Consider the following 15133-nt stretch of genomic DNA (forward strand, 5'->3'; position numbering starts at 1 on the left):
TAAAGCCCCCCAAACATACAGGATTGCCTGAAGCCAGACTGGGCCAAAATGTTGCTATTCCGCCGCATTGGGAGAAACTTCCTTTTTCACAGATCCCGCCGCTCCAGGGCCCATTTTTCCAGGAGGTGTTGCCCCCTGAACCGCCGGGTTTTGCTTTTCTGCCGCCCCCCCTTTGCGCAATTGTTCCAGCACAGAGCGCGCCGGCCCGGCCAGTGCGACACGCCCGCGATCCAAAACCAGTATCGTATCTGCAACCGCCAACAAAGAAGGCGAATGCGTCGCCACCAGGATCGTGTGATCGGCGGCCATCTGGCGCAGGCTTCGGGCCAGGGCTTGTTCCGCCTCCCCATCCAAATCTCCGGATGGCTCGTCCAGCAACAGAACCGGCGGATCGCTGATCATGGTACGGGCGGCAGAAATCCGACGGCGCTGCCCCCCGGACAGCCGGCCCCCGGACTCCCCGATTTCAGATTCATATCCTTGCGGTAACTGGGCAATGGCTTCATGGGCCCCTGCCCGCTTTGCCGCCGTCACGATATCGTCGTCCTGCGCATCCGGGCCGCCCATCAGGATATTTTCCCGAACAGTGCCGCTAAACATCACCACTTCCTGCGGCATCAAGCCGATCCATCGGGCAATCTGGGCCCTGGGAAACTGGGCAATATCAGCACCATCCAGCAATATCCGGCCGGTATCAGGCGCATACAGTCCACCCAGCAGCTTAAACAATGTGGTCTTGCCGCTGCCATTCCGCCCAACGATGCAATGCAGCCCTCGGGGGCCAATGGTCCCATCAATCTTTTCAATCGCCGCCTCCCCTTCAGGGCTGTAGCGGAAGGAAAGTTCTTCGATGCGCAGCACACCTTCCGGGCGATCAAACGGCAGTTCAGGGGCACTGACATCATCTGCCATCGCCAGAACGACTTCCAGGCGTCGCGCGGCTTCTCTGGCGCTTTGCAAGGTTTTCCATTGCCCGACCAAACCAGCAATCGGGGCGACCATGCGTCCCGCCAGCATGTTCGACGCGATCAAAGACCCGATCGTCATGGATTGGTCCAGAATCAGCAAAGCCCCAACACATGTGATCGAAATCGTCGTCGCCAGACTCATGACATGGCTGATCGTGACATGGGCATCCCCTGCCGAACCACGGGCCAGCGACGCCTTGATGGTGTCAGCATGACGTTGCGCCCAGATGGGCCGCAACCGACCGGCCAGCGCCAGGGATTTTACAGTGGCACGCGCGGCAATGATTTCAGAAACAAGAGTTTCACGTTTGGTGCTCTGTAGACGCTCTTCTTCGGTCAGCGTCGCTGCGCTGGAGCCCGACCGCCATGCCAAAATCATGAAAAACGGCAGCACGATCAGAACCACCATCGCCAAAGGCGGGGCCAGCCAGAAGATGGCAATCAGGAACACCACCGCGAAGGGCAGATCCATCAGCAAGCCCATAGAGGGCCCGGAGACCCCGCCCCGCACAGCATCAATATCGCGAAACAGAGTTTGCCAGGAGGTTGTCGTGCGGGATTCAAGCACGCGCAACGGCAGGTTCATGATCTTCTCGAACAGGGCCCGACCGACATCGATGTCAATATCCAGCCCGATTCGCTGGAACAGTTTCGACCGGCCCAGGCGCAACAGACCATCAAACCCGATGGCAACGGCCATTCCGATGACCAGCCCCTGCAGCGTGGTCAATCCCGCATGGAATACCACACGATCATAGACCTGCAGCATGAAGATCGGCACAGCCAAGGCCAACACATTGATAAACAGGGAAGAAAACAATGCTTCCAAGAGTTTCCCCTTGGCGCGCTTCAAGGCGCGATGCAACAGTTTCCCCACCTGTCCTTCGGACATTTCCATTTCCCTATTCGAATTAACCTGAGCCCCATTATTCGGAGCACTGCTGCATTTTATCCCAACGCGACGGGTACAATAGCATAGTTAAAGCGACTAGAACCATACGGGCAAAGTGACACGCTGCAACCCCATCGAATGGCAAGGCGATATAGAAAGGTTCAAAAAAATCATTAAAGTTTTACCAAACATAAAAAACTATGCCTGAAATCTTTCCAAAACTTCCATCAAATGCTATATAAATTTTAGGAGGGGCGCTTAGCGCTTGAGGCGTTGCTGGTTTATGAATGCATTCTCGCACAGAAGTGCTATGGATACTGATAAACTGGGGCTCCTGGGGATTGAAAATGGCAAAACAAGAATCAACGCTTCGCCCAGGCGATAATGGCGCTTCGTCTGAGGAAGGCTCTAACTTTTCAGTGGAGCCCAACCACGAAGCCAATAGTGATTCTGCTTCACCCACCGTCGATCCAGCGTTAAACACCCCGCGCAATCAAGATGGCGATGCCTTAGCCAGCCCCAACGGCGTTTCCAACATCATTCTAACAGACAATGATCTATCTGATCTGGCGGCACGCAGTGATGCCTTACCCGGATTCCAGGCGACATCAGAGACCGGGCTGCAAACCGGAACATTGGGCGGCGCTGATGTCAGCATCGTAATGTCGTTTGATGCCCGCGATGGCGACACTGTTTCCCTGCCCGACATCTCCTACATCTATGACGGCGATTATGTCCGCCAAGGCACGGACCTGCTGTTGATCAAGCCGGATGGAACGGCTGTTCAGATTGAAAACTATTTCGCCGTGGAATTCACCCCCGATATCTTGGGGGCTGGCGGACGTCGGTTAACGCCGGAACTGGTCGAATCCTTCCTGCACCCGGTCGCGCCCAATCAATTGGCTGCCTTGACTGATAATCAGGTCGCGCAGGCCCAGGGCAACAGCATTGGCACCGTGGAAACCATTACCGGTGAAGTCTATGCGGTTCGGCCCGATGGCACCCGCGTGCGGCTGCAGGCCGGTGATCCCGTTTTCCAGGGCGACCAGATTGAAACGGCAGACGGCGCGTCGATTAAAATGACCTTCATCGATGGCACGCTGTTCACCCTTGGCGGCGATGCGCGGCTGGCGCTGGATGAAATGGTGTTTGATCCGGCCACCAGTTCTGGGGAATCTGCCTTCTCCATCCTGCAAGGCGGGTTCCTGTTTGTTTCGGGTCAGATTGCCCAGAACAATCCAAACGACATGACCGTGACCACGCCTGTCGCGACCATCGGGATTCGCGGAACCATCGTGACCGGGGAAGTGTCTGGCGAGCAATTGAGTACGGGAGAGACCTTCCGCTTCACTATTGTGGATGGGGAAATCGCCATCACGGCGGGCACCCAGACCATCGTCTTGAGTGAGAATTTCGCCACCGCTACCGGCACCGCCGATGGGACCGGCGGCACAGCCATATTTGATTTCGTCGATACGGCGCAAAATGTGATCGCCCGGAACTCCAGCCAGTTCAAAGCTCTGTCGCCCAGTGATCTGCAAACAATTGAAAATGCTATTAAAACGACTATTGAGGCCAGAACCGGCCAAACCATTGATCTGAATTTGCAGGATCTTGTGACAAACGCACCGGATTCCAATTCCGACGATGAATCCGATAGCGAAGAGGATGACGACAATTCAGCAGGGGAAGTCGAAGACAGCGGCGGCGACGATGAAGAGTCGCCAACAAATAGTGAAACTGACGAAAGCGGTGGCGGTGAAGATTCTGAACTGACCGAAGAAGACCTGCAGGATCTTCAGGATGCCGAAGAAACGGATGAAGAAGGCGCAGGCGACGACGAAGAAGAACAGGAAGAGATTGGCGATATAGAGGGCGGTGAGGATCCCGGTGACGAAGGCGGCGGTAATGACGGGACCAATGCGCTCGGTGATGAAGTAATCAATGTTGTCAGCCCCTATACCGGTGGGTCGGATGACACGGAACAGACAACGGGTAACGATAGTCAGGTCACCCCAAATCAAACACCCTCATCAACCCAATCCCCTGTTTTCTCTCAAGATGACTCGTTCAACGAATCGGTCACGCCGGTAACCGGTTCCTCATCCACGGTTGGAGATGGCAACAGTTCGTTCAATGTCACCCAGGGCAGTTTGCAATCCTCCCCCTCTTCCGGGTTTGATTTTGGATATCAGGCCCCCAACAGCACGGCCAATACCACCTTCAACAGTGCTAATTTTTCAAATCCAGATGCAAATTACCTGGTTACGACCGGATCGGGTACAGATAACATAACAACGGGCGGCGGAAACGATTCCGTCAATACCGGGGCGGGCAATGACACGATCACGACCGGTGGGGGCGATGATACCGTCAATGCAGGCACCGGAGATGACACGATTATCGGCGGTACGGGCGAAGGCAATGACTTCTATGATGGCGGCGAAGGATATGACAGCGTCACCTATGATTCCGTCTCCGGCCAGAACAGAACCTCCCTTTCGGTAAACCTGTACAGTGTTTCCGGCACCACGTCGGTGAATGACTATGGCGCAGAAATTATTGATTACGACACATTAACGAATGTTGACTTCATCCGCCTGGGCCATGGCGATGACACCGTGAGAGTGTATGAGGCCGGAATTGATGTTGATGGCTCGCAGGGGCAAGACACGTTGAGCCTGAATTTTGCGGGCGGCGATGTCACCTTCAGCTTTGCCGATGGCGTGTTTAATAAGAACAGCGCCAGTTCGACCTTCACCAACTTTGAATACGTCCTGGGCGGTGAAGGCAATGACAAGATCACTGTCGACGATATTTCCCAATCCGCCAGCGGCGGCGATGGCGGGTCTGATACATTGGTGATTGGTGACAACGCCCTGCTGTTGAATCTGGGCGGCAGTGTCAGCAATGTTTATTTAACTGATGGGGAAGCGACGCAGACATTCGCGAATTTTGATTTTGTCGAACAGACCAGCGGCACACTGTCCCTCGGCAACGGGACCTATAACGCGACCGGTCAGGTAACCCTGAACACGATTACTTTGGATAACTATATTGCGCCTGTATTCGATGGGCCCGGCACATTTGTAAATACCGGCGCGATTGAGTTCGACTATTCCGCAGGGGCGGATCTGATCGGCAATTTGGACATGCGCGACGGCACGTTCCACCTCACTGGATATTCATCGCAATTGGATATCTCAGATGGCGGTCGCCTGATCATCGGGACGGACACCGGGTATCTTGGCAGCACGCTGTCGGCGCTCAGCATAAATGTCGGATCAGATGGCATTGTTGAGATTGCCGAAGGCGAAACGGCCTCCCTGGCCAATGCCAAGTATCGTTTTCTAAACGACACATCGACATTACAGGTAAATGGAACCTGGCTGAATTCTGATTCAGACACATTCAATGGATTCGGCGCCAGTCTGAACAGCTCGGTCATCAATGGGACAGGCACCGTCATCAATGGCGGTGAGATTTCGTTTAATGGCGATATCCTGAATATCGATATCCAAAACGAAAACCCCTCTGAGGAAGCCGACGGTGATATCTATGTCAATAACAGCGGCAGCTTCACCGTCAACTCCACCATAACCGGTGGATCAATTACCCTGTTTAATGATGCGCAGCTTAACGGTACCGGGTCGCTTGCGGACCTGTCGATGCTGCAGTTGAACGATGGGGCTGCCCTGGCGGTGACTTACACAGAAGTGATCGGGACCGTTAACCTGCAGGGAACGAGCAGCGTCACGGGCATTTTGGATATCAACGAAGGAACATTGGCCTTTGAAGATTCACAAGCCACATTATCCGTTGGCACAAATGGTACCCTGATTGTTGGATCAGAAACTGACCTTGGCAGTGACGGGACCCTGAATATCGGCAGCGGCGGGACGATCAGCATCGAAGCCGGAGGGCGTTTCGATCACGTCGGGGGATACTCGTCAGGCGATGATTCACAGATAAATCAGACGGCTCTGGGCAACCAGTCCAATCCGGATATCGCGCTGCTGGGCAACGGTAATTATGCCGTTGTCTGGGAACAGGCTGGCAATGACAAGGGTGCCATCGTCAATGCATCCGGCACAGTCATTGCCGAATTTGATGCAACGGCAACAATGGGTGGCACGCATAGCCCCCGCGTTGCAGCGGCGGGCACGGACCACTTCATTATTACCTACAACCAACTCAATGGCTCGACCGTTGTTCAGAAATGGGCCTTGTTCAACAATGATGGAACCTATGTCGATGCCTACCATGAGTTATCAAACGAATCTGGAATAAATTATGTAGATTTTGACGCTTTCTCCTTTGGAAGCAATGGATACGGCTATATCACGCGCTCAGAAAACACCAGTTCATTTACGGTAAAAATCCTAAATGGCGGCACGACCAGTCCGTTCACCCTGATCCCGGGTGGCCCGATTGTTCAGGGGGCACAAATTGTTGAACGTACGGGCGGATCCCTGGTTGCAATTTTCGGAACGGAAATTAGTGGCGACAACAAAATCTACCATCAGGTTTTAAATCCGGTCGGCGGCAGCATGGGCAGCCAGACTTTTCTGGATGCGCCAGGCGCGCAAGGAAAGCTGGGCATCGCCGCATTACCCAGTAATGGCTATGTCATTGCGTGGAGCAACGGTTCGGAGATTTTTGCGCAACGGTTCGGCAGTGCAACCCAGCAGGTTGGAAGCCAGATAAGTGTTACGAATGGTGCCATCGATGGCACCGACCCTTCCATTGTTGCCTTCGCGGATGGCAGCTTCCAGATTTTCTATGAAAGTGCGACGGCTGCCGCGATTTACATGCAGTCCTTTAATTCTTCCGGTATCGCAGAGGGCGATAGAGTCCTGATCGCGGACACTACGAATTCATCCGGCGCGCAAACAGATGTTGTGGCTATCCCCAATGAAAGCGGCGATGGCGTGACATTTGTTTATGTCAGCAACGGCACGAATGGCACCGATATTTTCTTTGGCAACACCGCGGATGATGTAAACGGCACCGCCCTAAACCTTGAAGTTGGCTCCACAATTGGTGGCACAGGCACGTATGTTGTTTCCGATGCGGAAACCATGGATGGCATCACCCTGGCTGTGGGTGCCCATATCGACAATGACAGCACCCTGACGGTCGGCACCACGGGCTTAGATATACAGGGCGAAGTCGACAATGACGGTGGGACAATAGTAGTCTCGGAAGGATCCGCCTTAAGCGTCAATGGAACCAACAGCATCATCAGTGACGGGGTAATAAACGTCCAATCCCTGTCTGTGCTCAGCGGCAGTGGTCAAATCAGCGTCGATGACCTGATCCTGAACGAAGAATCATCTCTTTACCTTTCCGACACCCAAGTGAATGGAACCCTTTCTGTATTGGGTGAAGCCGACATAGCCGGAAATCTGGATATCACCAATGCAGAATTGTATTCTGAAGAAGAACGCACCAAGGGGGATTTAGATCTCGTCGACGGTGGTGTTCTTATCATCGGCAGCAATACTTCCTTTGATAACTTCGACAATGGGGGGATCAATTTCTTCAGCGGTGGTGTTTTGCGGATAGCCGCAGGTGAATCCTTTGATTTAGGAGAATTCTACGAAGCAGGAACCTCTGTCTTTGAAAGCCAATCCGGCGGAACCTTAGAAATATTGGGTTCTGCAACGATCGGAGAATACGAAACTTTCGATGGCTTGGCAGAAGCGGAATCTACGACGATCAATGGATCGGGCAACTTCTCCAATGCCGGCAGCCTGACCTTAAGTGGCGACACCGTAAACATCCAATTTGCCAATCTCGATACAGGCACGCTGCAAATCAATTCCGGGACGACGACCTTCAACGCCGACATGACGTCATCCGGCAGTATCGATATCAACGGCACCATGGCGATGAACAATACACTGACCAATACCGGGACGGTCAGTGTCGATGGCACCCTTATGGGCAATGGCCGTGTCATTAACTCAAATGGAACGATTTATCTGGGCGACGGTGCGGAGATTTCCGTCAACTATTTTGACAATTCGAACGGCACGATTGATTTCTCTGAAGGCGATGGGACGTTCACGGGCGGCACGCTGGACATGACGACCGGAACGCTGGCCGCAAGCTCATCCACGGACAGCCTGACCATCCTTGAGGCCACAGCAATCTTTGGCGGCACCACGGATTTAGGCGAAACCGGCGTCACAGAATTTTCCGAAAATGGTACGTTAAGTGTGGCTTACGGTGAAACCTTCACCTACGACGCGGACAGTACCGAAGCGCAAATCCACTTTCTGAGCGGCGCCACTATTGGCGGCGATGGCATGTATCTCAGTCAGGGAACGCTGGATGTTTCAGGGCTGACGATTGGCGACAATGTCACATTCAACAACCAGGGTCAGATTGATGTCGGGACCCTTGGTCTGACCCTTGGTTCCGGCACTTTTTATAACAACGCTGGCGCGATCGAACTGAACTACGGTGCGATGATGACAATCGCCGGTGGTGGCACGGTAACTCTGGACGGTTCCATTGGGATGAACGACGGTGCCACGATTGCGGGTGCCTCTACCTTGGACGTTTTTCAACTGGATGGTTCCTTATCCAGCAATGCCGCAGGCGGCACGAATGTGATCAGTGTGGACCTGGTGGTCAGCGAAAGTGGCAGTATCGTCATTGGTGGCGACAGTGGCAGCGATGGGACGCTGTTGATTACCGGGGCGTTTCAAAATGATGGCTTCGTTCAGGTTGACCCAGTCAATCAGAACGAAAATGGCGTGCTGAAAATCTCGCAGGATTTCACCAATTTCGGGACATTACAGGTTGATAATGCCGCGACATTGGTCGTGGGCGACGGATTGGGCACGCTGACCAATGAAGGAACCCTGCAAGGTCAATCCAGTATCCTTTTTGAGAACGGCATTATTCAGGCCGGACGGATCATAAATGACGGCGTGCTTCTGGTTCCCGGCTTTACTGAGGTTGGATCACGGCTGGAAATTCAGGGAACGCGATTTGACAGTCTGGATGGCACGATCACGATTAATAACGGGGGCGTACTCTCCTTCCTGTCCTCAACACTGACAGTCGGATCGGACACGGAATATAACAACAGTGGTTCCTTGGTGATCGGGTCCGGCAGTGTTCTTGATCTGGGTGACGACTTCCAGTTTGAAAACACCAACGCCAGCAAAATCATACTGAACAGCGGCGCCAGTCTTGGCGGCGCGGGGACATTGTTGAATTATGGAGATATGGATCTGGGTGGCGTCATTATCGATGCCACTTTCGAAAATGCGACGACAGAAGGTGGCGTCGGGTCCATTGATGTCGCTTCGGGCGAAACATTAACGGTCCATGGCAGCCTGACCAATTCCAGTTATGCTGATTTTACCGTCGAAAGTGGCGGTGTACTGGCCGGTAGCGGGTCGATCACAAACTATGCGGCCCTTGAAGCTGCGGGCGTAACAATTGACTCTGGGCTAACCTATACCGGCGATATACAGCTTCTATCCACGGCAGATACCTTCACCGTGAATGGTACCGTTGAGGGCGATCTAGATATTGATTTGAGCCAGGTAATCGCAGAGATCAGCGGTGATGGCGACTTCAATGTCACCGGCGGCACGCTGAATGGTTTTGGTGAAATTCTGCAAACATCGGTGACGATGCGTCAGTCGGGAATTCTGACCCTGTCGTCCAGCGATGCAACGATCAGCGTTCAATCCCACAGTTGGATAATGGACTCCGGTGCAGGATTTGCGGACAATCACGGAACCTTGTCTTTTGTATCCGGGGCCAGCCTGGGCATGGCGGATGGTGTTGATTTCTCTTACAATGCCACCGGAATGCCAGAAATCCAGTTGGGGATATCCGGCGGACAGAATGAAGGCAACAGCGCGATTTTTGGTGATGCGACATTCACCGTAGCCAGCGGCACACTTGCCCTGAGTAACGAAGCCGTCGACATCGATTCCAGTGGTTTTATTGTAAATGGCGTGTTGAGAATCGAAGAAACGGATGTATCGGTCTCATCCTCCGCATTCCAGACGACAGCCAACGGAACCATTTCGGTCAATAGCGGCTTATTGGAAACGGACAACCAATGGACCAATGCCGGAGAACTTTCGCTGATAGGCGTTAACGCCTCCTCCGTCCTGACCCTGACACAGGACCTTACAAATTCCGGTAGCCTAACGCTGTATGCACTGGAAGGCCCCTATGGCGGCACGATTGAGGTTTCGAACGATCTGTCTGATGCAACCCTGGTCAATACCGGCGTTATCGAAACCAACCTGTATGGGACCGCAACGGCGCAGCATCTGTTACAGGTCAATATCGACAATCAGGGCACGATAGACATCCAACAGGACACCCGCTTAGGGCAAAGTGAAGCATTTGAATTGCCAACCCTGGACACGAAGGACGGCACCGTCTCAATCAGTTCAGGTAAGGATTTCCTGATTTCCGGCACGATGGTTGTCGGCGCAGATACAAACCTGAACGGGTCAGGTACACTGACGCTTGGGGATCAGTCTTCCTTCCAGGTGGTTGGGGGCGAAACCTTCACAATTGGAAATTCCGGCGGCACGCTGTCTTCTGCGCTGGTCAATTTTCAGGGTCAGGCCTTTATCAATGGCACAGGCGTCTTAACGAATGACGCCATAACCAGTTTTGAAACATTGGAAGTATCCAATGGGGCCAGCCTGACGAATGATGGCACCATGACAGGAACCGACTTTGCTATCGATACAGAGGGCGAGGTTACAAACTCCGGATTATTCGAACTCAGTGGCGGATCTTTCAGCGTAGCGGGCTCTCTGGCAAATGAAGGCACGATTTCTGTTGATCGTGGTGCTGTCATCCTGAACACGTCTGAATTTGATAACACGAATGGGACAGTTACGTTTTCGGCGGATTCCATGGGTGGATCGACGTTGACGATCAACAGCGCCGTAACAAATGCCGGCAAAATCGTCGCATATCTCAGTGGCACTCAAATGCAGGGTGAAAATGTTGTCGTGAATTCCGATAACGGCAGCACATTCACAAACAGCGGCACTTTCACCGTTGATCAAGACCCGCAATCGAATCCGGGGTCCCTGATAATCGGAACAGACTTTAACAATTCCGGTCTGCTTGAAATAGATGGGGTTGCTGAAATCCAGACGGGCAAGAACCTGGACACGCATGATGGCGACATTGATTTCGATTTTGAATCAGAAATCGTGATCAATGGCAACGCCACCTTGTCTGTTGGTAATGATACCAGCATTACAGGGTTCGGCTCTCTAACATTTGGCGACTCCGCGCAGCTGAACATCGTTTCCGGTGAAGTCTTTACCATCACCAATAATACATCTGACATGGATTTCACCGCAGGCGGCACCATTTCCGGCGATGGCGATCTGGAGATTAATGACAGTTCGTATTTCTATGCTGCAGGCGCATCTGTCAGCCTGAGCACGATTGAAAACAATGGTTTCCTGCGCATCGATAACAGCACGGCAGAATTGTCTGTAGGCACGATTACAGGCACCGGAACCACGCAGCTTCGGTCCAACAGCACCGCATCTTCGACGCTGTCGCTGACGGACGATCTGACCATTGATACCAACCAGACACTGCGATTCTATTCCAGCAGCTTCCAGTCTTCCCTGGGGGGGCAGGTTACGGGGTCAGGAACCCTGACGAACCAGGGCACAATATCGACAGATACGGCAGGTACTGCGCATATTTTTGACGTTGATATCATCAATACGAACCTGATGGATATTGCCGGTCAGGTCGATGTTCAGGGTACCATAACGCTGGACTCAGTGAACGGAACGATAAAGGTATCAGACACCGACAATGGCCCAGATGGGGTGATAAACTTCCTGGCCAACAGCACATTGAATGTCGGCGATGCCTCTGTTCTGACATATGATACGGGCATAGGCTCCAGCCGCGGCACAATAGACTTTGCCAGTGGGGCTGTTATGTCCATTGCTGATGGTGAGACATTCACTGTTGACGATGACACGGTATCCCTGAATTTCGCCTCTGGGGGACATATCGGCGGAACTGGCACCTATAAAGTTGCCCAAGATACCGACATAAACATGAATGGTGCCACTTTCACGACAGCCGCCTTGTTGAATGAGGGTACAATCGAAGTGGAATCCGCCCATGGATTGCGCCTGAACAACAGTGCGGTGAACAACAGTCAGGGACTGTTGGACATTTCCGCCCGTGCGGCCGGTGTTGAACTGGACATCGGAACGGATATGACGCTGGATGGTGATATCCGACTGAGTATGATCAGCAACGGCACGATTGCGACGCAGGCGACCTTGGCTGTGGACAGCGGGTCGACGCTGACCCTGACCGGAACGCTGCAATCGGCCAAAGAAAGTGGTGCGGGTATAAGCAATCACACGTCGGGAACGATTATCAATCAGGGTATGGTCGACATTGACCAGACACTGACAGTTGCTGACAATTTTGATACGCGCGACGGCCAGATCGACATTGCCTCCGGCCAGGCGCTGAATGTGGACGGCACCCTGACCATTGGAAGCGACACTGCCCTGACCGGCGCAGGGACAATCAGTGTAGGGAGCACCAGCCTACTGGATATCGCGTCGGGGGAAACCTTCACCCTGACCACGCTGACACCCGATCTGGACTTTGCCAATAGCAGCACATTTGGCGGTGCGGGAACGCTGCGCGTCAACAGCGATGTCAGCTTCGACATTGGCGGTTTCACTCTGGCCCCAGGCGAAATTACCAACAATGGAACGATCACCGTTGACAGCGCCAGCGGGACTTTGGGGGCCGACACAATTGGCGGCACGGGTAGTTTGGCGATCATTACCAACAGCGACTTTGGCGCAACGCTGGTTTTGTCAGATGATGTCACAAACGCGTCTGGTCATACCATTGCCTTTGACGCTTCGGATGGGATTCTTGCCCAAGGGGGCACATTAACGACTGTTGGCAATGAAAAGCTTACCAATAATGGCGTCCTGCAATTGGACGATGCTGGGGGTGCCCATCGTCTGAACCTGGATATCCAGAATAACGGGCTGATTGACCTGGATGGATCGGCCACCCTGACCAGCGGGCACCATTTGGACAGCGTCGGCGGTGACATTTCAATTGCCACCGGCCATACCCTGTTTGCCGACGGCACTTTAACATTGGGCAGCGGATCGACGGTATCGGCGGCGGCTGCAGAAATTGCGGGCGTGGGGACATTGGCGATCAGCGGCGGTGCGGTCAATCTGACCAACGCCACCTTGTCCACCAGCAATATTGATAATGATGGCACCATCCTGGTGAATAATGGCGATCTGACGCTTGCCTCCAGCAATTTTGACAATGCGGGCGGCACAATCGATTTTTACAGCGCGAATACCAACAGCACGATCTGGTTCAATACCGATTTCGACAATGCAGGCACGATCAAGGTCCAGGCGAATTCGGAATCCATGTTGAGTGGCGGCTCAACGAACATCCTCACCAATTCCGGCCTGATTGCCTTTAGAGATGGGGACAAGGCGGGCACGAATGACGGGGGTGGTGAAAATCAGATCAAAACCATTTCCGTCGTCAATACAGGAACCATCACACAGGGCGTGAATGACTATTTACGTATTCACCAGGGTGCATCGGTCAACAGCGTCAATGGCGCCCTGCTGCTGGCGGCCGGTGCGGTTTTCGATGTGAATAGCGGCTCAACTCTGTTCCTGGGAACCAATACAGATCTGACCGGGACAGGGACGATAGAGTTGCAGGATTACGCGACCCTGAGCCTGGGTTCTGGTGAGAATTTCAGCTATGACAGCACCGATTCCAGAATTGTGGCGTCATCTAATGCAGCTATTTCCGGGGCGGGAACCTTTACCAACCAACGGGATTTTGATGTTACTGAATTGACCATTACGTCAAATTTCGTGAATGGCGAAAGCGGAACGCTGAACATCGGGGACCTATCGTCTTCAACAGGCACCACAATAACAGCCAGCAGCTTCACCAATCAGGGTGAACTGAATATTATTGGATCAAATGGTGTTGAATCCTCAACCAACGCCTATTTTGATGACTTCACCAACACCGGTACCATAAATCTGATCTCAGGCACCTCGGGCGTTTCTGCCAATATCACCATCGGTGATCAAGGCGCCGGAACATTAACAAATGATGGCTTAATTTCTGTCGATGGAACCGATGGAAGCTACCGTGGCGGTGCCTATTTTGACGGTAATCTTGTCGCTGGCACTTCCGGTGGTGAAATCTTTATCGGGGCCTACAACGCTGCCTCGGATGAAGACTTCAATCCGCTCCAAATAACTGGAAATCTGACGCTTAATCAAAAATCCATCCTGACGATGGAATTGGGGTCAGGGAATGCAGTTCTTGAAAACCATAGCGCAGGCCTGCAAGTTGATGGTGACCTGACCTTTGGTGGAACATTCAAATTGCGTGTCGGGGATGACTATGACTATTCCTTAAACCCGCAATTTGGCAGCGGTGCCCAAATACAAACAGACAACTTAACTGGATTTTTCCAACGGGTTCACATCACCAATGAAACCGGAACCGGTGACGCCAATATGGCGATAATTGGTAATGTCCTTCTTCCCACGTTTACAGACAGTGGCTTCAAACTAATCGCTGCGACAGCACAGGGGGACTTCACTGGGACCTCGGGCGACGAAAGCAAGTTTGGGACAGCCGCAAATGAAGCGTTCACCACAGGCAGTGGCGGGACATCCGTCTGGTTTGGCCTGGGGGGCGATGACACCTTCACGCTGGAACCGGGTGGCACGATTGGCTTCCTGGATGGTGGACAGGGCGGTGCGGATATTCTGTATCTGCAATCAACCACATTTGCGTCGACTCAGGATAACGAATGGCGCGTGAACAATATCGAAGCACTGGACTATTCTGGCGCGGGCAGCAATACCTTCTTCCTGTCTGAAAACTTCGCTTTTGGCGCCTCCGAGGACTTAAATTCTCTGGTCAGCACGCTGGGCGTCAGCGACGCGCTGAAGGATGATGCGCTGGTCATAGAAGGCGATGTCGGCCAGACCCTGGACCTCAGCATGGGCAACTGGACGTCGGAAGGCATCAACGTAACCATTGACCATGACGGCGGTGGATCGCCCCACAGCTATGCAATCTATTCCGCATCCAATGGGGCACATGTCTATGTCGATACCGAAATGTCGGTCGATCTTGTGGGGGCATCGATTTAAGATTTCATCAAATTCGTTTGGTGTGATTGTTTAGCTTG

2 protein-coding genes are annotated in these 15133 nt (G+C 53.1%); one reads left to right on the top strand and one right to left on the bottom strand.

Annotated elements, in window-relative coordinates; all coding sequences use genetic code 11:
• Positions 1-54 precede the first annotated feature (54 nt).
• Positions 55-1860: a peptidase domain-containing ABC transporter gene (locus tag ACOSDR_RS15615; RefSeq protein WP_420731843.1), complete on the bottom strand. Its 1806-nt coding sequence runs from the start codon at positions 1858-1860 to the stop codon at positions 55-57.
• 347 nt (positions 1861-2207) lie between these two features.
• On the opposite strand from ACOSDR_RS15615, the gene ACOSDR_RS15620 reads away from it, so the two are divergent.
• The gene (locus ACOSDR_RS15620; protein ID WP_420731844.1) at positions 2208-15095 is read left to right on the top strand and encodes a FecR domain-containing protein; all 12888 of its coding nucleotides are present in this window, start codon (positions 2208-2210) and stop codon (positions 15093-15095) included.
• Positions 15096-15133 lie beyond the last annotated feature (38 nt).

The organism is Hwanghaeella sp. 1Z406 (assembly GCF_048892425.1).
GTDB lineage: Bacteria > Pseudomonadota > Alphaproteobacteria > UBA8366 > Aestuariispiraceae > Pacificispira.